Source organism: Campylobacter sp. BCW_4319 (assembly GCF_001764435.1).
GTDB classification, from domain to species: domain Bacteria; phylum Campylobacterota; class Campylobacteria; order Campylobacterales; family Campylobacteraceae; genus Campylobacter_D; species Campylobacter_D jejuni.
Map to the genome: position 1 here is coordinate 79723 of NZ_MKAQ01000003.1, position 23761 is coordinate 103483.

At 29.0% G+C, this 23761-nt stretch carries 26 protein-coding genes and 1 pseudogene; 12 read left to right on the top strand and 15 right to left on the bottom strand.

What is annotated here, in order from left to right:
- Nucleotides 1-9 precede the first annotated feature (9 nt).
- From AJN56_RS01270 to AJN56_RS01295, 6 genes are read left to right on the top strand one after another with little or no spacing between them, the layout of a single operon-like run.
- Nucleotides 10-321, top strand: a complete 312-nt coding sequence (locus AJN56_RS01270; protein WP_002862131.1) for a hypothetical protein — start codon at nucleotides 10-12, stop codon at nucleotides 319-321.
- Complete coding sequence (mshL, locus tag AJN56_RS01275; protein ID WP_052785933.1) at nucleotides 299-1711, top strand: pilus (MSHA type) biogenesis protein MshL; 1413 nt, start codon at nucleotides 299-301, stop codon at nucleotides 1709-1711. Before AJN56_RS01270 ends, mshL begins: the two co-directional genes overlap by 23 nt.
- The gene (locus AJN56_RS01280; RefSeq protein WP_002862129.1) at nucleotides 1704-2312 is read left to right on the top strand and encodes an ATP-binding protein; all 609 of its coding nucleotides are present in this window, start codon (nucleotides 1704-1706) and stop codon (nucleotides 2310-2312) included. Before mshL ends, AJN56_RS01280 begins: the two co-directional genes overlap by 8 nt.
- A 3-nt stretch (nucleotides 2313-2315) precedes the next feature.
- Nucleotides 2316-2903, top strand: coding sequence for a hypothetical protein (locus AJN56_RS01285; RefSeq protein ID WP_002936491.1), 588 nt, complete (start codon nucleotides 2316-2318; stop codon nucleotides 2901-2903).
- Nucleotides 2893-4452 (top strand): GspE/PulE family protein, encoded by a 1560-nt coding sequence (locus AJN56_RS01290; protein ID WP_032595054.1) that lies wholly within the window; start codon nucleotides 2893-2895, stop codon nucleotides 4450-4452. The genes AJN56_RS01285 and AJN56_RS01290 overlap by 11 nt, the downstream gene beginning before the upstream one ends.
- The gene (locus AJN56_RS01295; protein ID WP_002936488.1) at nucleotides 4449-5630 is read left to right on the top strand and encodes a type II secretion system F family protein; all 1182 of its coding nucleotides are present in this window, start codon (nucleotides 4449-4451) and stop codon (nucleotides 5628-5630) included. The genes AJN56_RS01290 and AJN56_RS01295 overlap by 4 nt, the downstream gene beginning before the upstream one ends.
- Here the strand turns inward: AJN56_RS01295 and AJN56_RS01300 are convergent.
- The 10 genes from AJN56_RS01300 to AJN56_RS01345 all read right to left on the bottom strand — a co-directional run bounded on the left by AJN56_RS01300 (nucleotide 5623) and on the right by AJN56_RS01345 (nucleotide 13319).
- Nucleotides 5623-6387: a TSUP family transporter gene (locus AJN56_RS01300; protein ID WP_002855301.1), complete on the bottom strand. Its 765-nt coding sequence runs from the start codon at nucleotides 6385-6387 to the stop codon at nucleotides 5623-5625. The genes AJN56_RS01295 and AJN56_RS01300 overlap by 8 nt on opposite strands.
- A gap of 3 nt (nucleotides 6388-6390) precedes the next feature.
- Entirely contained in the window at nucleotides 6391-7155 is a 765-nt protein-coding gene (locus AJN56_RS01305; RefSeq protein WP_070246254.1) for a TIGR02757 family protein, read from the bottom strand.
- A gap of 16 nt (nucleotides 7156-7171) precedes the next feature.
- Nucleotides 7172-8998: a flagellar hook-associated protein FlgK gene (flgK, locus tag AJN56_RS01310; RefSeq protein ID WP_070246256.1), complete on the bottom strand. Its 1827-nt coding sequence runs from the start codon at nucleotides 8996-8998 to the stop codon at nucleotides 7172-7174.
- A gap of 9 nt (nucleotides 8999-9007) precedes the next feature.
- The gene (locus AJN56_RS01315; RefSeq protein ID WP_002779263.1) at nucleotides 9008-9442 is read right to left on the bottom strand and encodes a flagellar protein FlgN; all 435 of its coding nucleotides are present in this window, start codon (nucleotides 9440-9442) and stop codon (nucleotides 9008-9010) included.
- Nucleotides 9443-9483: 41 nt separating this feature from the next.
- Nucleotides 9484-9681 carry a flagellar biosynthesis anti-sigma factor FlgM gene (flgM, locus tag AJN56_RS01320; RefSeq protein ID WP_002855791.1) on the bottom strand — a complete coding sequence of 66 codons (198 nt, stop codon included), beginning with the start codon at nucleotides 9679-9681 and terminating at the stop codon, nucleotides 9484-9486.
- Between the two features lie 62 nt (nucleotides 9682-9743).
- Nucleotides 9744-10085: a hypothetical protein gene (locus tag AJN56_RS01325; RefSeq protein WP_002784057.1), complete on the bottom strand. Its 342-nt coding sequence runs from the start codon at nucleotides 10083-10085 to the stop codon at nucleotides 9744-9746.
- On the bottom strand, nucleotides 10085-11131 hold the full coding sequence (locus AJN56_RS01330; RefSeq protein WP_002826014.1) for a flagellar basal body P-ring protein FlgI: 1047 nt from the start codon (nucleotides 11129-11131) through the stop codon (nucleotides 10085-10087). Before AJN56_RS01330 ends, AJN56_RS01325 begins: the two co-directional genes overlap by 1 nt.
- A gap of 58 nt (nucleotides 11132-11189) precedes the next feature.
- Nucleotides 11190-11873, bottom strand: a complete 684-nt coding sequence (gene rsmD / locus AJN56_RS01335; RefSeq protein ID WP_070246298.1) for a 16S rRNA (guanine(966)-N(2))-methyltransferase RsmD — start codon at nucleotides 11871-11873, stop codon at nucleotides 11190-11192.
- Nucleotides 11866-12249: a hypothetical protein gene (locus tag AJN56_RS01340; protein WP_002870895.1), complete on the bottom strand. Its 384-nt coding sequence runs from the start codon at nucleotides 12247-12249 to the stop codon at nucleotides 11866-11868. Before AJN56_RS01340 ends, rsmD begins: the two co-directional genes overlap by 8 nt.
- Nucleotides 12246-13319, bottom strand: a complete 1074-nt coding sequence (locus AJN56_RS01345; protein WP_070246258.1) for a DUF5644 domain-containing protein — start codon at nucleotides 13317-13319, stop codon at nucleotides 12246-12248. Before AJN56_RS01345 ends, AJN56_RS01340 begins: the two co-directional genes overlap by 4 nt.
- An 86-nt stretch (nucleotides 13320-13405) precedes the next feature.
- On the opposite strand from AJN56_RS01345, the gene AJN56_RS01350 reads away from it, so the two are divergent.
- The 3 genes and pseudogenes from AJN56_RS01350 to AJN56_RS08975 form a co-directional block, all read left to right on the top strand.
- Entirely contained in the window at nucleotides 13406-14227 is an 822-nt protein-coding gene (locus AJN56_RS01350; RefSeq protein ID WP_070246260.1) for a thiamine-phosphate kinase, read from the top strand.
- Complete coding sequence (truD, locus tag AJN56_RS01355; RefSeq protein ID WP_070246262.1) at nucleotides 14196-15314, top strand: tRNA pseudouridine(13) synthase TruD; 1119 nt, start codon at nucleotides 14196-14198, stop codon at nucleotides 15312-15314. Before AJN56_RS01350 ends, truD begins: the two co-directional genes overlap by 32 nt.
- 117 nt (nucleotides 15315-15431) lie before the next feature.
- Nucleotides 15432-15501, top strand: a pseudogene (locus AJN56_RS08975) (hypothetical protein); the annotation flags it as partial.
- 399 nt (nucleotides 15502-15900) lie between these two features.
- Here AJN56_RS08975 and prfB read toward each other — a convergent pair.
- The gene (gene prfB, locus AJN56_RS01365) at nucleotides 15901-16998 is read right to left on the bottom strand and encodes a peptide chain release factor 2 (protein WP_070246266.1); all 1098 of its coding nucleotides are present in this window, start codon (nucleotides 16996-16998) and stop codon (nucleotides 15901-15903) included.
- 109 nt (nucleotides 16999-17107) lie between these two features.
- Entirely contained in the window at nucleotides 17108-18907 is a 1800-nt protein-coding gene (locus tag AJN56_RS08840) for an alpha-2,3-sialyltransferase (protein WP_070294422.1), read from the bottom strand.
- Nucleotides 18908-18981: 74 nt separating this feature from the next.
- Between AJN56_RS08840 and rimO the strand changes: the two genes are divergently transcribed.
- Nucleotides 18982-20301, top strand: a complete 1320-nt coding sequence (gene rimO / locus AJN56_RS01375) for a 30S ribosomal protein S12 methylthiotransferase RimO (RefSeq protein WP_070246270.1) — start codon at nucleotides 18982-18984, stop codon at nucleotides 20299-20301.
- Nucleotides 20291-21256, top strand: a complete 966-nt coding sequence (gene tilS / locus AJN56_RS01380) for a tRNA lysidine(34) synthetase TilS (RefSeq protein WP_070246271.1) — start codon at nucleotides 20291-20293, stop codon at nucleotides 21254-21256. Before rimO ends, tilS begins: the two co-directional genes overlap by 11 nt.
- Here the strand turns inward: tilS and AJN56_RS01385 are convergent.
- Genes AJN56_RS01385 through ciaI form a run of 3 tightly spaced genes read right to left on the bottom strand, consistent with a single transcriptional unit; the run spans nucleotide 21239 to nucleotide 23266 of the window.
- On the bottom strand, nucleotides 21239-21952 hold the full coding sequence (locus AJN56_RS01385) for an EI24 domain-containing protein (protein WP_070246273.1): 714 nt from the start codon (nucleotides 21950-21952) through the stop codon (nucleotides 21239-21241). The genes tilS and AJN56_RS01385 overlap by 18 nt on opposite strands.
- 1 nt (nucleotide 21953) lies before the next feature.
- Nucleotides 21954-22643 (bottom strand): dUTPase, encoded by a 690-nt coding sequence (gene dut / locus AJN56_RS01390; RefSeq protein ID WP_070246275.1) that lies wholly within the window; start codon nucleotides 22641-22643, stop codon nucleotides 21954-21956.
- Nucleotides 22644-22678: 35 nt separating this feature from the next.
- Nucleotides 22679-23266, bottom strand: coding sequence for an intracellular survival protein CiaI (gene ciaI, locus AJN56_RS01395; protein ID WP_070246277.1), 588 nt, complete (start codon nucleotides 23264-23266; stop codon nucleotides 22679-22681).
- A 74-nt stretch (nucleotides 23267-23340) separates the two neighbouring features.
- Between ciaI and AJN56_RS01400 the strand changes: the two genes are divergently transcribed.
- A complete protein-coding gene (locus AJN56_RS01400; protein ID WP_070246279.1) occupies nucleotides 23341-23748 on the top strand; it encodes a hypothetical protein in 408 nt (135 codons plus the stop codon).
- Nucleotides 23749-23761: the final 13 nt, after the last annotated feature.

Sequence of the window (23761 nt, forward strand, 5' to 3'; positions counted from 1 at the left end):
AGTGCAACATTGTGTTTTAGCACTTTGTTTGCACAAGATAATTTTGAAGAGTATTTTAAACTTATAGATAAAGAAAATCGCATAAATTTTAATACTCTTCAAAACCCATTTGTGAATCCTACTTTTGAAAAATTAAGACATATTAAAATTACTGCAATTATGCTTGATAAAGTAAAAATTTATGATCGATGGTATAAAAAAGGTGATATGATTGATGATGCTATAATACATGAAATAAATACTAAAGAGATTAAATTCCAATATGATAATTTAGAAATTGCAATCCAAATAAATAAAAATGATAAGATTAATATTAATTAACATTCTTTTTTACCATTATCTTTATGCTTTAGATTGTCAAAAGCGTCTTTTTGATATCAGTATTAATGAAAAATTAAGCATACAAGAAAGTCTTGATGAGCTTGCAAAATATTGTTCTTTTAGTATTATTGTTAAAGATAAAATTGCCAAAGAAAAATTAGAAACATTGCAAAACTCTGTCAATATTCATCAAATGAGTTTAGACGAAATTTTTAATTTTTTTATCAAAGAGCATGATCTTAGCTATGATTTTGATGGTAAAATTTTAAGAATTTCAGGCATTAATACGAAGATTTTTAAGATAAGTTATATCACTTCTATTAGAGAAGGACAAAGTATAACTAAAGCGTCTGTAGACGCTAAACCAAGGCAAAGTGAATATAGCAGTAGTTTTGATGACGCAGAAGACAATATGATTAAAAGTATGGAAAAATTTGATTTTTGGCAAAATATAGAAAAAGAGATTATTGTATTATTAAAAAATTCTCATGAAGATTATGAGGCTAAAACTCCCATTATAAATCCCAATGCAGGTCTTATTATAGTAACTGGAACAAATTCTCAGTTAAAAAGTGTGAAAAATTATTTGCAAAAACTAGAAAATCGTCTTAAAAAACAAGTTATTATCGATGTTAGCATACTTGCTGTGAGTTTAAATGAAAGCCATTCTAGCGGGATTAATTGGCAAAATTTTAATATAGGTTTAAATTCGCAAGTAAATAATGAAAATTCTTTTATTCAGTTTCAAAATGGGCAAGGTTTTGTTAAGAATTTGGGTTTAAGGGCGAATTTAAATTTTGATTCTATTATTAACTTTCTTTCTCAAAATGGAAAAACTAGCGTGCTTTCTAATCCAAAGCTTATGGCTTTAAATAACCAACAAGCCATTATTTCTGTAGGCGATACTATAAATTATCAAGTTAAAGAAAGTTCTAAAGGCACTGAAAATGGGACTACTGTTAGTGAAAGTTATAACAATTATTCTATTTTTGTAGGCATTTTACTCAATATCTTGCCTGAAATTTCTGATGATGGAAAAATAATGCTTAGGATTAATCCAAGCTTAAGTGATTTTAAGTATCCAGAAGATAATAAACGACAAAAAGAACCAAGAACTATTGCTCCTGATACCATACAAAAAAAGCTTTCTAGTGTTGTGCAAGTAGAGAATAATCAAACTTTAATTTTAGGTGGATTGATTTCTCACGATAAATCTAATGAGAAAAATTCTATCAATTTTCTATCAAAAATTCCAATCCTAGGTTCTTTGTTTAAAGGAGAAGTTTTAAATTCTAAAGCAACCGAAATTGTTTTTATTATCACTCCAAGTATAGTAGATAGTATAAACGCTCCAAGTCTTAAAGATCTAGGATTTAAGCATTATGAGTAAAATTATTCCATTTAGAGAAGAAATTTTTCATCAAATCAATCAAATTTTAGAAAGCCAAAAAGCTTTTATTTTTTTATGGGGAAAAAGTGGTAGCGGTAAAAGTGTATTGTTGCAAAGATTGGCAAAAAAATATAATGTTGATTTTATTAATGAAAATTTTAAAGATCAGAGTTTCTTAAAAGAAAAAATTGAGTTTTTGATTTCACAAGGTCAGAGTTTAATCATTCTTGATGAAGTAGGAATGTATGATTATGCAATGCTAGAAAGCATTAGGATTTATAGTGATTCTATAAGTTTTGTTTTAAGTTCTCATAAAAAGTTAAATATACTTAAAAAAGAGCATTTTAAAAGTCGTTTAAGTGCTTGTTTTGAATTGAAAAATATTAGTCTTTTAGAGCTTGATGATTATATTAAATTGAAATTCGGAATGAATTTTTCAAATAAATGTCTTAAGTTTTTACAAAAAATTTCTCAAGGAAATTTAAGATATATTGATAAAACTTTAAAAAGTTTTTATGAGATAAATAGTTTTTTTGATAAAAATAAAAGTCAAGAGTATATTTTAAAGCTTAGTGCTTTAGAGAATGGCTTATTAAGGTAAGATATGCAAGAAAGAATTAAAGAGCTTGAGCTTAGGTATAAATACTTTTTACTTAAAAAATATTTAAAATATTTATTGTTAGTTATTTTAATATCAGTTATAGCATTTTGTTTTTTTGTGCTAATGCAAAAATATAATAAGCAAAAAAATATTTATTTGCAAGCTATTGAACATAAAAAGCATTTAGAGCAAAAGATTCTTCAAGCGCAAATTTTACAAGAAAAAAATAAGATTTCTAGGGAAAAGTTATATAAAGAACTAGAAGAAGTTAAAGCGGTGCAGGAAAATACACATATTAGTAAGATAGAAATTGATTCTAAAATTTTAAATATTTCTGATTTAAAAAAATCTTTTTATCAAAATCCAAGCTATGAAAAGGCTTTAAATTTAGCTAAGAAGTATTTTGATATTAAAGCTTATCAAAAGACAATATTTTGGGCTTTAAAAGCCAATGAACTTGACAAGCAAAAACAAGATTCTTGGCTGATTTTTGCTCAGGCTAAAAGAGCTTTAGGTGAAGAAAAAGAAGCTCAAAGTGCTTTAGATGCTTATATAAATTATTATGGTTTAATGGAATTAGATGGAAAGTAGAATGGATAAAATTTTTCAAGCTTATATTGATAATGAAATAAGTCTTGATGAAATTTGCACTAAATTTAATATCACTTCTTGGGATTTTTTTAAAAAATTAGCAAATTTTTGTAATTTACATTTTGTTGATTTAGATGAAGATAATGATTTTATTTATGAAGGTATACCTTTTTCTTTACTTTTAAAATTTAAATTTCTGCTTATTAAAAACAATGACGGCTTTATGATTATTAGATCCAAACCTTGTTCTTTAGAGCTTTTAGAGCAAGTTAAGACTTTTATGATTTGTGAAAAAATCGACACTGCAATTGCCGATGAATTAAAGATAGCTAAAATTTTAAATCAAATTCGCATTCAAGAGGAGATTAAAAGATTAAGCATTAAGCTTAGACTTGAATGGCAAGAAAATCAAAAAAGAGATGATCAAAGTTGCATCAGTCAAATTTTTGATTTTTTATTACATGAAATTTTATCTTTTCATGCGAGTGATATTCATATAGAAGCAAGGAATGATGATGCTTTGATTAGATTTAGGGTTGATGGAATTTTGCGTGAATTTGCTATTTTTGAGAAGGATATTTATGAAGCTTTGGTTTTTCATGTCAAATTTTTAGCTTGTTTGAATTTAGCTGAATCAAGAAAAACGCAAGATGGAAGTTTTGAATTAGATTTTGAAAATGAAAGATATGATTTTCGTGTTTCATGTTTGCCTTTGATTTATGGCGAAAGTGTTGTTATAAGAATTTTAAAACATGATAAAGAAATTTTGGATTTGTATAAACTAAATCTTGGAAATAAAAATTTAGAAATTTTAAAAAAGATTTTACATCGTCCCAATGGAATGATTTTATTAACCGGCCCTACAGGTAGTGGTAAAAGCACAACTTTATACGCGTGTTTAAATGAGTTGAAAAGTATTGAAAAAAAGATTATCTCCGCAGAAGATCCTATAGAGTATAAAATTCCTTTAGTGCAGCAAATTTTGCTCAATTCAAAAGTTGGAGTCGAGTTTAATAGTGTTTTAAGAGCAATTTTAAGGCAAGATCCTGATATTATCATGATAGGAGAAATTCGCGATGAAGAAAGTTTAGATATTGCACTTAAAGCTTCTTTAACAGGTCATTTGCTTTTAAGCACCTTGCATACTAATGATGCTCTTAGTACCATTGATAGGCTTTTGGATATGCAAGCAAAAAGTTACTTGATAGCATCAGCTTTGAGTCTTGTTATAGCACAGCGTTTGGTTAGAAAACTTTGTCCTTGGTGTAAGCAAAAAAGCAAAAAACATTATATTGAATTTGAAGGTGAATTTTTTGAACCAAAAGGATGTGAGCGTTGTCATCATAGTGGATTTTTTGGCAGAGAATTAATCGCTGAGTGCTTAGAGATCAATGAAGATTTAGCTTGTGCAATTAGGGAAAATCAAGATAAAACGATTTTAATGGAGCTTGCAAAAAAATATGGTTTTCAAACTATGTTTGAACAAGGTTTAAAAAAAGCCAAAGAAGGTCTTACAAGTATAGATGAGCTTTTAAGGGTTGTAAGATGAAATTTTATGAAGTAGAATTTCTTAAAAACAATCAAAATTATACAAAAACTATAAAAGCTGAAAATTTAAATACAGCACAAGCAAAAGCCTTATCAAAGAATTGGAAAATCATTGATATAAAAGAAATTCAAAAATCTAATTTTCAGAGATTAAAAGATGAAAATTTTATACTCTTTTTTAAAGAGCTGGCTTTGTTGTGTGAAGTTGGATTAAGTGTTCAAGAAGCGATTAGAGAATTATATTTTATGCATTCTTGCAAGATTATGAAAAAAATATTAGACAATTTAATTTTAGCTCAAAATCTAAATCAAGCTTTTGAAAATGCTAATTTTGGATTAAATCGTGCGGAGTTAGCCTTGATAAAAACGGCTGAAAAGACAGGAAAAATCAGTGAAGTGTTTAGTCAAATTTCTAAACTTCGAGAAAAAAGCTTAGAGAGTCAAAAACAATTAAAAAAGGCTTTTAGATATCCTACTTTGGTTTTTTTAAGTATTATCGGAGCATTTTTGTTTTTAATGCTTTTTGTAGTGCCTAATTTTAAAGATTTATTTGAAAATTTAGGCACGAGTTTGCCTTTTATCACGCATGTAATGTTAGAAATTTATAATTTTTTAGATGACTATGGAATTTTTTGCATATTTTTGTTTGTTATTTTTATTGTTATGCTTATTTTAGCTTATAAAAATTTTCATTCTTTTGCTTTTTCTTGCGATTTTTTATTTTTAAAAATACCTTTGATTTCTCGTTTGATTATTTATAATCAAAATTATTATTTTTTTATGGTTTTTTCTTTGCTTTTAAAAAATGGAATTTCAATATCTAAAGCTTTTGATTTAGCTATTATAGGGCTTGAAAATAAATTTTTAATTTTTCAGTATAAAAAACTTTTTAGTTTTATAGATTCTGGTCTTGAGTTAAGTCAGGCTTTTAAAAAGATTGATATTTTTGATTCTTTGGTATTTTCTATGCTTAGCGTTGCGATGAAAAGTGGAAGACTTGAAGTGTTAAGTGAAGAAATTGCCAAATATTATCAACAAAAAAGTGAAAATTTAATGGATAGATTTTTGGTTTTTTTAGAGCCTATGATGACTTTATTTGTGGCGCTTTTAGTTTTGTTTTTGGCTTTAGGTATATTTTTACCTATGTGGGAGCTTAGCTCAGGGGTCAATTTTAACTAAAATAATCCCAAGCTACTTTAATGATAGTAGCTCCTACAACGATTAAAAATAAAGTTTTTATAAACTTTCCATTAGTTTTTAATACAAGTTTTGAGCCTAAATAAGCTCCTAAAACTTGTCCTACGCCCATAAGCAAGCCTACAGCCCATAAAAGTTCGTATTGCCATAAAAATATAGCAAGGGCAATAATATTGCTTGTAAAATTTAAAATTTTAGTATTAATGCTTGCTTTTCTCATATTAAAACCTAGTAGCATCACACAAGCAAAAATCCAAAATGAACCTGTTCCAGGCCCTAAAAATCCATCATAAAATCCTAAAGTTAAGCCACAAATTAAATGAAAAATTTTGATATTTTTTATTTTAGGTTCACTTTCGTGTTTGCCTAAGTTAGGACGTAAGGCTGTATATAAGAAAGTAAGAGTTAAAAAGATTAAGATAATAAGCTTTAATTGCTCATCTTTTACAAAAAGAACGCTATAACTTCCTATAGCTGCTCCTAAGGCTGTAAAAAAAACACCCCAAGCAAGATGAGGTAGAGTGGTGGATTTAAAATAAGTTAAAGTAGCCGTAAAAGAACCAAAGACGCTTTGGAGTTTGTTTGTTGCTAAGGATAAATGCGCAGGAATTCCACAGGCTATGAGTGCTGGTAGAGTAATAAGCCCTCCTCCACCTACAATAGAATCTATAAAACCAGCAAAAAGAGCTACAAAAAAAAGTATGAAATAATAAATTGTATCTAAGTGCTCAAAGCCCATTTTTCACTCCTTAAATTTGTCAATTCCCTTACTTTGCCCTAAACGATAGAGCGCAAAGTCATATTTTATGGGATCATTTGCATCTAATTTTTTTAAATTTTGCGTGAGTTCTAAAACACTTTTATAATCATATATTTTACGCTTTAGAAGTCCTAAAGTCAAGGAAATTTTATGTGTATGTGTATCAAGTGGGATTAAAAGATCTTTGGTGTGAATTTTGGTAAAAAGTCCAAGATCAAGTTCATCTTTTCTAACCATCCATCTTAGATACATATTATAGCGTTTAAGAGGTGAAGTAGGGGTGCTTTGCCAAATTTTTCCAAAGAAAAATTCATACCCATAACTTGAATATGAATTTAAGGTTTTGATTTTTTGCATAAAAGCTAAGATGGCATCTGTGGTATTTTCTCTTTTTTGATAGGCTTGATAAAAAAGTTCGTAGAGTGAAATTTCATTTTTAAGTCTTGAAAGAGTGATAAAAATTTCTTGTATATCTTTCTCATTTTGGAAGCGGTATTTTAAATTTTTAAGTTCTTTTTTTATTTGTTTTTCTTGAAGGTTTAATAAAGAAAAATCAAGTTTTTTTAGAAAATTTACTATATTTTTAGCATTTCCATAGGCAAATAAAGCACAAATTAAGGCAATAAATTCATCATTGTGAATTTTAGCAATTTGCAAAGGATCTGGAATTTCAAAAAGGGAATGATTGGTATTTTTTTGATTGGCTAAAAAATCAAGCTTAGCTTTAAGATGGATAAAATTTTTCACTTGATATTACTAGAGCTTAAGATTTAAGCCCTAGTAAGGTATCAAGCATTTGATCTACAGTTGAGACGATTTTTGCTGCAGCACCGTAACTTGATTGATATTGTATAAGAGCGGCTAATTCTTCATTTGTATTTACACCACTTTTAGATTGGTATTCGCTATAAACAGAATTATAAAGAGTTTCATTGCTTGAATTTACGACATTGTTATTTTCACCATCTGAGGCTATTTTACCTGTAAGTTTGCGGTAATATTCTTCCATAGTAAGATTATCGATAGTGCCATCTTCATTATAAAAATTAACTTTTTCATATTGAAGTTGGATGATTTTATTTGCCATATCATTGCCACTATCGACCCCATTTGAGCTTGCTCTTACTGTGCTTGGATCATTTAAGATAGAATCTTTTACTTTCATGTCACTTGCATCAGTTCCACTGAAAAAACCGCCTATACTAAACGCACCTGCGAAATTTGTGCCCTTATCTTCAATGGCTACCTTAAAACCTGATTTTGCATTGATTTGAAATAAACCATCTCCAGTTTTTGCATCGTAGCTAAAACTTGCATTGATATGATCATCAACATCATCGTTTGAATTTTTATTGTCATTATCATCTGTATTAGCATTGATTTGACGCATGATATCATTCATGGTTGTATTTACATCTATGGTGATGGTTTTAGTGAGTTTTTTATCGCCTTTATTATCATAAATGACTATATCAAAACTTCCTGGTTGTATGGTTCTGTCGTAATTAACTAAAGGAATATCTCCCTTAAGCCCAGATAGATAATCAGAAGTAACAGAACTTTTCGCAGAACTTGCATAGAGATTGTTAGTTTCATTGATCATGGTCTTAGCAAAAGTATCTAAAGAATCCATATAACCTTGGATAATTCCATCTTCATATTTTCCTTCGCTTTTGCTATAGTTTCTACCGCGTAAGTCAAGTTGAGCACCAAGCTGTCCTCCGCTAATCTTTGCAGTAAGATCGCGAACTTTTTCATCAGGAGTTTCATAATAAATGCTATAAGATTTATTTTTATCATCATAATCAAGCTTTAAAGGATGAAAATTTATCCCATCTACTATACTAAAACCTTCTATACTTAGATTGTATTGATGTCCTGGATCAGTGATGGTTGTATCAAGGCGATTGTCTTGATTGATTTCATTTTTGCTTGCAACTGCACTAACTAGCTTTGAAAGAGTAAGCTCAAGTTCATCTCTTCTATCTCTAAGTTCATTTGCATGTTCTGTTGGTAAGGCTTCTTGCCCATAAATTTGTTTATTTATAGTAGCAATTTCTTCGCCGATTTTATTAATCTCATCAACCGTATTTTTAATATCATCATTCACTTTTTTTTGGATTTTATCTAAGGTTGCAAAAGTGTTATTAACGCTTTCTGTTAAGGTTTGAGAAGCTTTTACAAGGGCTATTTTTGTGGCATTTTCATTGGGATTAGATGCAAAATCATTCCAAGCTTTGTTATAATTTTCTAAATCTTGCAAAATTCCAGTATTTTGTAAGTCTGGAAAACGCTGAGCGATTTCTTGCAAGGTTGAAGCCATATATTTAGTGTATTCTAGTTGGTTTGATGCACCTTTTAATTTATAGTAAGAATACTCATCATGCAAACGCACTATACTTTCTACAGCAGTTCCTGTGCCTACTTGAACTCCACCTGTGGTAATATACCCATTTGTAGTTTGCACCACTCTTTGGCGTGTATAAAAAGTTGCATTAGCATTTGAGATATTATTTCCAGTTGTTGCGATTTGAACTTCGCTTGCCTTTAAGCCTGTAACACCTGTGTATAATGTTCCAAAAATACCCATTATAAATCCTTATACATTGATCTTGAAAATTGACTCTGGATTTGTCTTTTTATCTCCATAAGCATTATTTGTTCCATCATTGATATCAAACATTTTATTTACTAAGCCATCAAGAAAATCTTTGACAATAAGAACAAATTTAGCATACTCTTTGTTTTTACTATGAAGGTTTTGAAGATTTTTTTTAAGTAGATCTAGTTTTTGTTTATCTTCATCATCTAAGAGTTCACTAAGCCCTTTTGTAGAGCTATTATTTAGCTCAACCAAGGCAACATCAAGTTGTTTTTTAGCTGTAATAAATTCGGCGATAAGTTTGTTTTTTTCTTCTACACTTGGCGTTACACTCTCATGTTTAGCCACTTTGATATTTTCTATATCTTCTTCGGTTAAAGCAATAAGTTTTGCTAAGATAGCATTTACTTCATCAAGTCTTTGTTTAAGCATATTTTCTCCTTTTCTCTCTCAAAAAAAGGAGAATGAAAGTTTTAGATTAAAGAGTCAGCAATCGCAGAAGCCGTAGCTTTTGTATCGATTTTATAAGTACCGTTTTTAATCTGCTCTGCGATTTTACTCGCTTTATCATTTTCCGTTTTTTGAGTATCGTTTGTTTTAGTTTCTTTATCTATTCTATTTGTATTTAATGTGGTATTTGCCACATAACTTTGTTGTATAGGATTGATCATTTCTGCCTCCTTGATCTTAGTTATAATCCTCTACAAACCATATCGACCCAAATTTAAAAAACTTAACCCCTTTCTTTTAAAAAATCGTATAATAATTTTGAAAAACCCATACCTCCGCTTAAAGCTTTACTCATAGTATCGTTATACATGGAAGAGTATATTTCATCGCTGGCATCTTTTCCAAAGAGTGAATTTTGACTTTTTAAAGATACATCTAAAACTTGCTTTAAAAAAAATGCTTCAAAAGCATCCGTTTGTTCTTTTAAGGCTTCATCTTCTTTGCTCTTTGTGACTATATCATTATCATTTATTTTAATACTTGATTCTAAACTTCTTGCTTTGGCTGCACGATCAAGTAAAGCACTATTCATACTATAAGTATTTAAAAAATTATCCACTTTCATTAGATGATCTCCAAATCCGCGTTAATTGCACCTGCACGCTTCAAATTTTCCATAATAGCGATAATGTCATTTGGGGTTGCTCCAAGTTTGTTAAGCATTCTAGCTATATTTGCAACTGTGCTTTTTGCATTGTTGATTCTTAAGGTATTTGAACTTGGATCTACAAAACCACCATCTTTCATATCGATTTCATTTTGATTAGCTACTGCGTTATTGTTTGGATCTATTTTTATGGTGATATCTTTATGAGTGATTAAAACAGGTTCTACCTCTACATCAACTCCAGCAATCACTGTTCCTGTTCTTTCATCAATGATAACTTTGCTTTGTGGTTTATAAGCTATATCTTGTTCTAAAACTCTTGCCATAAAATCAACATTTGAAAGATCTTCAGGTTTTTTGAGTTTTACTGTGCGAGAGTCGATGGCTTTAGCTACTTCTTCGCCAAAGACAGTATTTAAAACTCTTTCTATATCATTTGCTGTTTTAAAGTCCGCTACTTTTAAACTTAAGGTTAGATCATTGTTTTGACTAAAATTTTGTGGAATTTCTCTTTCTACATTAGCTCCGCCCATTACGGTTGCAGCAGTTGAGTGAGAACCTGCTCCTCCTGGTCTAGGCGTTAAACCTCCTGTTGAGATAGAGCCTTGTGCTATAGCATAAATTTCACCATCAATCCCACGAAGTGCAGTCAGTAAAAGTGTTCCGCCTTGTAAAGATTTTGCATCACCCATAGATGAAACGGTAATATCAAGTTTATCTCCGCTTTTTGCAAAGGCCGGAAGTTTGGCTGTAACCATAACAGCTGCGGTATTTTTTGATTTGATATCGTTAGGATCTACTTTGATATTCATACCTTGCAAAAGGTTTGAGATGGATTGTAGTGTAAATTTAGAGCTTGTTCCATCGCCGCTTCCATTAAGTCCTACAACAAGTCCATAACCTATGAGTTGGTTATCTCTTACACCTACAGTGTTTGCTACATCCTTGATTTGCACTGCAAAAATGCTTGTCATAAAGAGTAAAAATATCGTTAAAACTCTCATGGATTCTTCCTTTAATCTATTGTTGATGATAGATCAAGCAAGAAGTGTTCCAAGTAAGTTAAGAAGCGTAAAAGCTTAAGCTAGTTGATCCAAATTTCTTTTCTTTGACTTTTTGAAAATTTTGGATTTTTTCGGGAGTTTTTATGGTTGAGTGGTGTTCAAAAATGATTAAATTTAAAGTCTTTAAATCTAAATTTTCTAAAAAATGATAAATTTTTTCATAAATATCGCTAAAACCTTCTCTGATATCAAAAGGCGGGTCAAGATATAAGATGATTTCATTTTTTGAATTTTCTATGAGTCGGGGTAAAATTTCAAAAGTATTTGCGTGGATCACTTCTAAATTTGGATCTATGTTTTTAGCATTTTCTAAAGCAATTTTATAGGCTTTTACATCAAGTTCTATAGCATAAGCTTTTAAAGCATAATTACTTAGTGCTTCAGCCGCCATCAAAGCACTTCCACCAAAGGCTTCAATGAAAATTTTATCTCTTAAATCTTCTCTTATTACATTAAAAACACAACTTTTTACTATGCTTTTGGTACTTCTTGTTGTTGTAAGACTAGGTAGAAGTAGTTTTTTCCCTTTGTATTTACCACTTTCTATATTTGTATAAAGCTTTGTTTCTTTGATTTTTTTTATTTTTTCTTTAGGAGGTTTAATTTCTTGTTTTTGAAGAAATTTTTTTCTTTTTTCATTGTGATTAAAAAAGTCTTTAACGCTTATAAATTCATCATTCATCATTAAGTGCTTTTACAAGTTTGTTTTTAAGATCTTTTATGGCAAGATCGATTTTATTTTCATAATCTTTTTTAAATTCTAAAGCAATAGCGTCAATTTTTTCTTCAAGCAGCCTTTTTTGTTCAAGTGCAAGTTGCAAAGCTGCTGCTTTTAAGGCATTATCAAATTCATTTAAAGACTCAAACAAGGCTTCTTTGCTAAATGGTACGCTTAAAAATGGAGAGTTCTTAGAGATGATAAATAAGGGTTTTGCGGTGTGAATTTTTTCATCACTAATGATGAAATCACAATCTTTTTTCATCACCAAATGATCTTTTAAAAAAAGTTCTAAAGTTTTTTCTATGATGAGATCTTTGCATTCTAAAGAGATTTTCATATCAAACTAACCTTTAAAGTGTGATTTTTTAATGATGGAGCTTGTATGCCTTGGATAAGGGCTAAAAACTCAAAACGACTTAAAATATAAAAGTCTTCAAAATCTCTTTTTCTTGTTTGTATAAGTTTTTTAGCACAAGTATCAAAAAGATAAAAATCCTTTTCTTCTTTTACCACCATAAAATCAGCCCCGCTATCATAAGCGTCCAAAACAATATCTGCAGCCATTTTATAGCTTAGCGTAGGGTTTAAATTCAGCAAAGTAAAGCCATTATTTTTTGTACTGTTTTCATAGGAAATAAATTTAGCCTCAAGTTTGGATTTTAAAGTATCGCAAGCATTAAAACCATAAAAAGCTATATTGAAATCTTTAAAATTATGTTTAATTTCTTTAAGTTCTTTGATCTCATTATCAAAAGCATTGGTTTTAGGTAAATCAAAGTGTAAAATATTTTTATCAAAAAGCCCTAAATTTAACATTTCATTTTGTAGGTTTTTAATCGTTGTTTCTAAAATTTCATTTTTGTTTTCAAGATGATAAAAAATACCCTTTTCTTTATCTGCTAGAGTTTTTAAAATTTCTATCTTTTTTTCAGGATATTTTTCTATCATTTTTGAAGCCAAATAAAACACTCCATCACCCATATATTCAGGAAGATAGTCTAAAATTTCACTTGCATAATATAAATAATCATATTTTGCATAAAGCTTTTTATCCTCTTCATCGCCAAATTTTTCAAGATATTTGTATTTGTCTAAAAAATCATTTTTATCGATGATAAGATCTTTAATGGCTCTTTTTGTGCTTAAAGGCTCGATACAAAGATTAAAATCAAATTCTTTTGCTATTTTTTCTAAAGGTGTAAAAAGTGGTATGATTTGCTTATTTACAACTATATAAGTGTCTTCATCTTTATCAAAATCAAAATAAATATCATCATCTTGAATTTGCAAAAGCAGATCATAAAAACTTGCAAAATTTTCATAATTATCATAAATATAAGGTTTATAATAAGCCTCATAATCCTTGGTTTTATCAAATCTAAAAATTCTTAATTCTAATTTTTTCATGGTTTTTCCTTAAATATTTCTATATTATATAAAATTTTTCTAAAATTCACTAGAATTTAAAAGGAAATTTTATAAAATCACGCATTATGAATAAAGAAGATTTTATTATCAAAGCTTTTTTAAATGAAAAAAATGGCGATGATGGAGCTATTATTGATGATTGGTGTTTTAGCAAGGATTTGTTTTTTGAAAATGTGCATTTTAAAAGGGAGTGGTTTAGCTTAGAGCAAATCGCTACAAAAGCAATGCTTGTTAATATCTCAGATGCTATTGCGATGAATGCTGTACCAAAATACGCACTTTTAGGACTTGCTTTACCAAAAAATTTAAGCGAAAATGAGATCAAAGCCTTGCAAAAAGGTTTTTTAAAAACAGCGAGAAAATTTAATATAAAAATCATAGGCGGGGATACTATAAGCAATGATAAAATAGACATTAGTCTTACTATCATTTCAAAGATTAATAATAAAGCCGTTTTTAGAAAAGGTTTAAAAAAAGGACATTTACTTGCTTATACAGGAAAACTAGGGCGAAGTTTAAAAGGGCTTGAAATTTTACAAAATGGGGGTGCTTTAAAACCAAACCATGTATTTATAAAGCCAAAATTAAGAGCTAGTTTTTTTTATGAAATTGCACCTTTAATTTCTTGTGCTATGGATATTTCAGATGGTTTAAGTAAGGATTTATCAAGACTTTTAGCCTTAAATAAATGCGGTATTTCTTGGTTTAAAAAACTTGATGATTATACGCTTTATAGCGGAGAAGAATATGAAATTTTATTTGCTTTTGATGAAAAAAAACGGCAAAATATAGAAACAATAGCCAAAAAACACGGCGTGAAATTAAATATCTTTGGAAAAGCAGTGAAAGGAAAATATGAATTTAGCGGAAGAGAACATCATTTTTAAGCCTTTGTATAGTTTAAAACACAGCCCTATTAATGCGTATTTTAGTAAAAATAGCGATGATTTTGTAGTGCGTGAAAGACCTTTGTATGAATTTAGCGGTAAGGGCGAGCATCTTATTTTGCATATCAATAAAAAAGATTTAACCACAAATGAAGCTTTAAAAATTTTAAGCGAAGCAAGCGGGGTTAAAATAAGAGATTTTGGTTATGCAGGGCTTAAAGACAAGCAAGGAACAACCTTTCAATACCTTTCTATGTCTAAAAAATTTGAGAGTTTTTTGTCAAATTTTTCTCATCCTAAACTTAAAATTTTAGAAATTTTTACCCATGAAAACAAGCTAAGAATAGGGCATTTAAAAGGAAATTCTTTTTTCATACGCTTAAAAAAAGTAATGCCAAGCGATGCTTTAAAACTAGAACAAGCTTTGATGAATTTGGATAAACAAGGTTTTGCGAATTATTTTGGTTATCAGCGTTTTGGAAAATTTGGAGATAATTATAAAGAAGGGCTTGAAATTTTGCGTGGCAAAAAGATGAAAAATGTAAAAATGAAAGAGTTTTTAATTTCAGCTTTTCAAAGTGAGCTTTTTAATCGCTATTTGAGTAAAAGAGTTGAGTTATCGCATTTTGCAAATGATTTTAGCGAAAAAGAATTGATCCAAATTTATAAAATTTCCAAAGAAGAAGCTAAAGAACTTAAAAAACAAGAGCAATTTTTTAAGCTTTTAAAAGGCGAGGTTTTAGGGCATTATCCTTTTGGAAAGTGTTTTTTATGTGAGGATTTAAGCGCTGAGCTTGAGCGTTTTAGAGCAAGAGACATTAGTACTATGGGACTTTTAATCGGTGCTAAGGCTTATGAAACAGGAGAAGGTTTGGCTTTAAATTTAGAAAATGAAATTTTTAAAGATGCTTTGGAGTTTAAATCCAAAATGCAAGGTTCAAGACGCTTTATGTGGGGATATTTAGAAGAGTTAAAATGGCGTTATGATGAAGAAAAAGCTCATTTTTGCATGGAGTTTTTCTTACAAAAAGGCTCTTATGCCACTGTGGTTTTAGAAGAAATTTTGCATAAAAATTTGTTTGAGTGAAATGATTATGAGTTAAATTTTATGTGATTTTTACTTTAGAATTTATTGCAAAAATGATATTTAAATTTTAAATTTAGGTATAATTATATTAATTTAATTTTTAAAATAGGAGTAAAAATGAAAAAGATTTTAACAAGTGCTTTGGCTTTAGGAGCTATGATTTTGATTATAGGTTGTGGTGGCGATGATCGTTTTGTGGAATTTAATAAAAACGAATTAAATTCTTTTGTGGAAAAAGGTTTTGAGTTAATTAAATCAAAAAACAATAATGCCAATATGGAATTTTATTCTCCTGAAACTTTGAAAAATTTTGATGATAAAAGATATAAATATTTAAAATCAAAAGATTTTCAACTTTATAGCACCATTAAAGGGTATCAATATATGATATTTAGTGTCAATAAAGATAAAAACGATAAAAGAGAATTTTGGGCTTTAATTTGTGAAGATAATAAAGTGGAAAATTGTAGAATAGAAAATGCTACAGGGCATGGAGTTTAAAATAAAATAAGCGGGAAAATCCCGCTATCTTTCTAATTCTTTTTTATACCGACATTTTGCGGAAATTACTTATTTTTAAAGCCTGTTACTCTGCTTTTAAAGCAATCAAAACGCCTTCTATCATTTTCTTAATATCCCCATCAAGGATATTATCCACTTGAGAAAAAGCTTCTCCACTGCGATTGTCTTTGACTTGCTGATAAGGGAAAAGCACATAAGATCGGATTTGATGCCCCCAGCCTATCTCGCTTTTTTCTCCAGCATTAGCACTATCTTGTTGTTTCATGAGTTCAAGTTCATAAAGGCGAGATTTTAGCATTTTAAAAGCGGTAGCTTTGTTTTTGTGCTGACTTCTGTCATTTTGGCATTGTACAACTATACCAGTTGGAAAATGTGTGATTCTTACAGCTGATTCTGTTTTATTAACATGTTGTCCGCCTGCACCACTTGCTCTGTAATAATCTATTCTTATGTCTTTTTCTTCGATTTCAATTTCTATATCATCATCAAGTTCAGGGCTTACCATAACACTTGAAAAGCTTGTATGGCGGCGTCCTGCACTATCAAAAGGAGAAGTTCTTACCAAACGATGGATACCATTTTCAGCCTTTAAATAACCATAAGCATTTTCGCCTTTAACCAAAAAGCTCACATCTTTAAGTCCTGCTTCTTCGCCTTCTTGAAAGTCTAGAGTTTCGACTTTAAAACCTTCTCTTTCGCAAAATCTTAAATACATTCTATAAAGTATGCTTGCCCAGTCATTACTTTCTGTTCCGCCAGCACCTGGATGAATGGAAACAATGGCATTTTTACCATCATTTTCCCCACTTAAAAGCATGGAAATTTCAAGACTTGTGATAGTATCTTCAAGTTTTGATGCGTCATTAAATAAAGCTTCAAGCGTTTCTGTATCGTTTTCGCTATTGGCCAGATCGAAAAGTTCGCTTGCGTCATTTAGAGCATTAAAAGCATTTTCATAGTTTTTAAGTAGATTGGTGATTTTGGTTTTTTCTTTTCCTATGATCCCTGCTTGTTTTACATCGCTCCAAAAAGAAGGAGAATTTTCAAGTTCTTCGATTTCTTTAAGCCTTGTTTGTATATTTTCAGGCTTGATGATGGAGGCTATGTTGCCGACTTTGTTTTTTAAAGTTTTTAAAAGTTCGCTAAATTCGTAATTATCCATAAAAATTTTCTTTCTTCATTTTTAAGATATTATTTTAGCAAATTTTACATTAAAAAATCTATTGCACAATTTCTTATATTTTGTGAATGTTTAAAGAAATTTGTTTATTTTATCTCTTCCCAAACTCTCTCTTCAACCTAGGCACATCTTTGAGGATAAATTTGATATACCCCCCCCCATACCAATTCTTACTAGCCTTAATAAATTCTTCTCCTAATTTATAAGTAAAACATTCTTTTTCTTTTAAAGCTTCATTATAATCAGGACAAGTTTCTAAAGGAGGTAAAGCTAAATTTGGATTTTCTTTTATTTTTTTCTTATAGGCTTTTTGTTCAAATCTATATTTATCTTTTATATATGATAATACAAAAGGCATTCTTATATATCCTAATATACTTTTTGAATTAGTAATTAAAGCTTGCCCTAGTTTATAAGATAAATGGTTTTGAATGCGAGATTTGGCTGAATTTTTATCTATATAATTTATGTTTATATTTTTTACAAATTTATTTCCTAATTCTTTTTTTGAAACAAAAGATTGTAATTCTTTATTTTTTAGATCTTGTTCTAAATTTTTTATCTCTAAATTTTGTTTCTTAATAGGAATAGAATTAAGTTCATTTTGTAGAGTTGTTTTTTCTTGATTTAAAGTAAAGATGATATTATCTTTTTCTTTGATTTGATTTTGTAAAGGAGCTAGTTTTATGGGATCCATTCTAGCACAATACTCATCTATAATTTCTTTATATAATTCTACTGGAGGGATTAAATGATTAAAATTATATTCTTTTGGTATTTCTATATTTTGATTAGCTAAAGCTTCAAAATTATATTTTGGAGATTTGAAATTATAACTGGAAGAAGATAAAAAAATATATGATATGCCTAAATGATTTATATTATTTTTAAAATTTTTATAATTTTTTGGTACCCATACACTTCCCTCTGTTATAGGCATATTTTGATTATTTATGTATATATAACTTTCATTGTCTATGTAAAAATTTTGGTCTAAAGAATGAAAAAGATACCATTTGGATTTTATGGCTTTAACTAGTTTAGTGTGTTTATTTTGTAAAACAAAACTACTCCAATAACAGTTTGGATCAACTGCGGTTAGATCTTCAAATATATTACATGTCGCAATTCCTAAAATTTGAAATCCCTTATATTTATTTTTAAATCTCATTTTTTTGTTTATTTTGTAAATTTTTTCTTCTAGCAAAGAATTAGTTATGTTTTTATAGTTTAAATCATATCTATTGTAAAAAATTTCTTTAGGTGTTAAAATTTCAAAGCGAGGAGTATTTATACTTATTTTCGGTGTATTTTTTAAAAAACTATTTATATTTAATATTAAATTTCTTCCCAATTCTCTCATAATAGTAGCCATTTGATGATATGAGTCTATTTTTGAGAAAAAGTGATTTACCATGTTTTTTTCGTAGTATTCTTGCATATCTATATGGTTAAAATTATATTTTTTTATTAGCTTCTTTGAAAAATTATTTATTGATTTAAGTTCTAAAAATTTATCAGTGTGTAGTGGTAAGATTAAGAATAAAATTTTAGTATTGTATTTTTTTAATTGTTTGAAGGTGAATTCTAAATAAGTATTAATTTTATTTAAAGAATGGCCAAATATAACAGACATGTCGTAGTCGTTAATATTTGTTTCTATGATTATAAGTTCAGCATTGTTTAGAATTTTTTGATTGTTTGGTTTTAATAATGTAAATAATTTATGGCAAGAATCATTTGCACCTAATGCTAGATTACAAAAAAATAAATTAGATGTTGTATTTTTGTTTTGATTGTGTAGTTCAATACCTTGCCTTATGCCTTTTTGCAATCCATCTACCATTATAGAATTACTTCCACCAAGTAAAACTACATTTTTTTTATTCATAAATTTTTCCTAATTATTATTTTGATATGATTTTAAGAAATTATTTTATCAAAAAATTTAAAAAAGTGGAAAAAATGTCAAAACTTTATCTTATGTCTTTAGGTTGTAATAAAAATTTAGTCGATAGTGAGATCATGCTAGGGCGCCTTAGTGCTTATGAGCTTTGCGATGAACCAAGCAAAGCCGATATTTTAATCGTAAATACCTGTGGTTTTATCGATAGTGCAAAAAAAGAAAGTATTAATGCGATTTTGGATTTGCATGAGCAAAGAAAAAAAGATTCTCTTTTGGTGGTTACGGGTTGTTTGATGCAGCGTTACCGCGAAGAACTTATGAAAGAACTTCCTGAGGTTGATCTTTTCACAGGTGTGGGTGATTATGAAAGAATTGACGAAATGATACTTAAAAAAACAAATTTATTTTCAAATTCGACTTATTTGCAGAGTGAAAATTCCAAACGTATTATCACAGGTTCAAATTCTCATGCTTTTATAAAAATCGCCGAAGGTTGTAATCAAAAATGCTCTTTTTGTGCCATCCCAAGTTTTAAAGGCAAGTTAAAATCTCGCGAAATAAGTAACATTGTAGCTGAGCTTAAAGATTTGGTAGCTAGAGGTTATAAGGACTTTTCTTTTATTGCACAAGATACGAGTTCTTATTTGTTTGACAGGGGTGAAAAAGATGGGCTTATACGCTTAATCGATGAGGTTGAAAAAATCAAAGGTATAAGAGTAGCTAGAATTTTATATCTTTATCCTACGAGTGCGAGTGAAGCTTTGATCAAACGCATTATAGCTTCTGAAATTTTTGTAAATTATTTTGATATGCCTTTGCAGCATATAAGTGATAATATGCTTAAAATCATGAAGCGTGGGGCAAATAGCACAAGACTTAAAGAAATGCTAAATTTAATGAAAAGTGCGCCAAATAGTTTTTTACGCACAGGCTTTATCGTAGGACATCCAGGTGAGAGTGAGGCGGATTTTGAAGAGCTTTGTGAGTTTGTTAAAGATTTTGGTTTTGATAGGATAAGCGTTTTTGCGTATTCCAAGGAAGAAGATACGGCCGCTTTTGATATGGAGCAAGTGCCTTTTAAAGTGATCAATAAAAGGCTTAAAATCATAGAAAAAATTGTTGATGAAGTGATAGAAAAAAGTTTTGAAAAAGAAGTAGGGCAAAAGCGTTTAGTAGTTTGCACGGGAGAAAGTAGTGAGGGAGAGTTTTTCATTGCAGCTAAAGATTTAAGATGGGATAGAGAGATTGATGGAGAAATTCTTATCAATGAAAGTGAATGTGGAAATTTAGAAATGGGGCAAATTTATGAATGTGAAATTTTACAAAACCTTGATAAAAAGCTCCTTGCTAAGGCTTTAAGAAAAGTAGATGCAAATTAAAGATGAAATTTTATCCCTTTTAAAAAGGGGTAAAAATTTACTCGCTTTTTCTTATGGAAGTGATTCTAGTGCGCTTTTTTATCTTCTAATGCAAGAAAAGATCGACTTTGATCTTGTGATGATAAATTACAAAACTAGAAAAAATAGTGATTTAGAAGAGTTAAAAGCTAAAGAACTTGCTTTGAAATTTCATAAAAAAATTTTCATAAAACACGCTCCTAAATTTCAAAGTAATTTTGAAAAAAAAGCCAGAGATTTTCGCTATGATTTTTTTGAAAAAATTTGTCTTGAGCAAGATTATGATCATCTTATCTTAGCCCATCATTTAAACGATCAATTTGAATGGTTTTTAATGCAACTTTCACGAGGCGCAGGTTTGGCTGAAATTTTAGGTATGCAAGAGTGTGAAAAACGCCAAAATTATACACTGTTACGCCCTTTGCTCTTTATAAGTAAAGATGAAATTTCATCTTTTTTAAAAGAAAAAGATATTTTTTATTTCCATGATGAAAGTAATGAAAATGAAAAATATTTTAGAAATTATATAAGAAAAAATTTCTCTAATGCCTTTGTGAGTAAATTTCATCAAGGTTTAAAAAGAAGTTTTTCTTATCTTGATGAAGATAGGAAAAAACTTTATGATTTTGAAAATATCAAAGAAATTCAAGGACTTCTTATTTGCCCTAAAAATGAAAGCTTGATCGCTAGAGCGGCGAAAATGAAAGGTTTACTTTTAAGTACGGCACAAAGAAAGGAGCTTTTAAAGGGTGATTGTGTTTTAGGTGGTAAAATAGCACTTGTATATAAAAATGAACAAGCTATTGTTTTTGAGTATGAAACTTGTCAAAAATTACCTAAAAATTTTAAAGAAGAGTGCAGAATAGCCAAAATTCCAAAGCTTTTAAGAGCTTATTTATATAATCATAAAATCGATATTTCAAGCCTTAGCTTTTAGTTTTAAAATTCTTTGATAGCTTAAATGTGTGAGAAAAATCACAAAAAACACTTGCAAAAAAAGTCCTAAAAGTGGCACTGATGAGAGTAGATAAAAACAAAGAGTGCTAAATTTAAACTCTAAAGGCGAAAAATCAGAATGAAAATTTTTAAAACTTTCTTTGTCTAAAATCGTGCTTGTAACATCAATCATTAAAAGTTTGTGAAAGAGATAATAAAAAGCAAGATAATATACAAAAATATTGATAAAAGGTAAGAATAAAGCCAAAGTGCAAAGTAAAAAAATCCCTATAAATTTTATAAAAATTTTAAAAATTTCAAAGATAGTTTTTAGGGTTGAAACTTCGTTTGTATTATCATAATGGTAATATTTTTGGTTGATTTCTTTAACGATAAAAGGGGTAAGAAAAGAAGTGATAAAAAGGGCTAAAAAAACCGAAGCAAAAACAACAATAAAACCTGAAAATAAAAAACTTATGATGGTGATTAAAATTTGTACAAAATGAAGAGCATAAAACCACGCCCAAAACGAATCTTCTCCAACGCTAAATAAAGAATTAAAATAATCAAGCAAGGCCGAAAAGCCAAGTACTCCTAAAAAAAGCATCAGTATAAGGCTAAAAATCAAAGGAATTAAGGCAAATTTTAAAAATTTAAGACTTAAAAAATCTTTGATTGCAAGTTTTAAAATATCCAAATTATGCCTTTTTGTAGCATTCTTCTAGTTTTTTATAAATAGTATCAAAATCAAGCTCTTGTTCTAAAATTTGAGCTAAAACTTCATTGTCTTCTTTGCCATTCCAAGTTTTTTTATAGCTACCATCTTTGTAACCATTGTTTTGTCTAAAAATATTTAAAACATTTTTACCTATGTAGGTCTTATAAAGAATTTCAAGATTTAGCCCACATTTAATAGCTAGGGTAAAATAGGTTGAAAGTAATTCTCCAAGATTAAATCCAAAACCACTGCATTTATGGATAATAAGCTCTATATCATTTAAAATGCCATAAATATCACTCTCATTAGGATGCTCTTCTTCTTTACAAAAATCTTGAAACACACTTACAGCATTAACTTCTGTGGCTATAGCTTTCAAATCTTTTCCATTTTTATCGCGATACTCTTCAAGCAAAAGACTTAAAATAAAATGCCAAATATCGACAATCTCTATACGCACATTTTCCCAATTTGTCGGATTTGAAATGTTTTTCCAATGTTTCCATGCAAAAGAGTCTATAAGTTCTGCACATTCCATATAAATACAGCGTCTCCAACTGATCAGTTTTCCTTCTTTGGTGTAGCCATTTTCCCAATTTAAGCCGTTTGTTTCGTTGTTAAGTTTTTGTTGGAGTTTGAGCATATTTTCTAAAATTTCGATATTTGTCATTTAAAACTCCTTGATAATTTTTAATATTATATGATTTAAGCGTAAAGATTTAAACTATCATCTGTCTTATCTTGATTTTCCTTGGCTTTTTCTTGTTGTTTTTCAAGTTGTTTTTCAAGTTGTTTTTCAAGTTGTTTTTTCATTTGTTCTAAAACTTCATCAAGAAGTTTTTTGCTATCTTCAAGCATAGAAGTATTGATATCTTTATCATTTGTTTGATTTTGTTTTAGCAAATCACTGAGTTTATTTGTAAAATTATTCATAATAGCATTTTGATGGTTTTTATCATTTGGAGTTGGTAGAACATTTGCCATTTGCATAGCTGATTCGATAATTTCCTTTGGCTTTAACTCTCCAACTTTAGAATTTGCTAAAAAATCTTTGATCATAGGTTCAACTTCTTTCATAGCATTTTTAATCTCATCAAGATCATTTTGTGTGAGTTTAGAGCCTTCAAAAGTAAAGCTAAAACCATACTGACGCTTAAGATTAAGAGTTTTACCTTCTTCATTATTTGCATAACTTATGCTTTGATTGTCATACATAGATAAGGCTAAGTGTTTGCCACTTTTTGTTGTATAATCCATCGAAAAACTTTGGTTTTTACTAGCATCAATTTGCATTTCTTCCCCTTATATTTATAGTTTAAATCAAAAATCGGTTATTTTTAAAAATATTTTAGTATAATTTTTATAATATGGATGAAAGAATTTTAGAATTTATAAAAAATGAGCAGCTTTTATCTTGGGCTATGATTGATGAAAAAGGTGTTTATACAGCTAGTGCTTTTTATGTTTTTGATGAGAAGAATTTAGCTTTTATTATCGCTTCTCATGAAGATGCTAAGCATATAAGATTAGCTGACAAAAATTCAAGTATAGCACTTAATATAGCTAAAGAAAGTAAAATAGCCTTTTTAAAAGGTGTACAAGCTAAGGCCGAGTTTAAAATGGCAAGCAAGGAGCAAATGAAAATTTATTTTTCTAAATTTCCCTTTGTTAAACTTGATAAAAGTGCAAAAATTTATGCCTTAGAGCTTTTTTGGCTTAAATTTACTAACAATGCTTTAGGATTTAGTAAAAAACTTGAGTTTTGTAAAAAATAAATTTTTATGATTT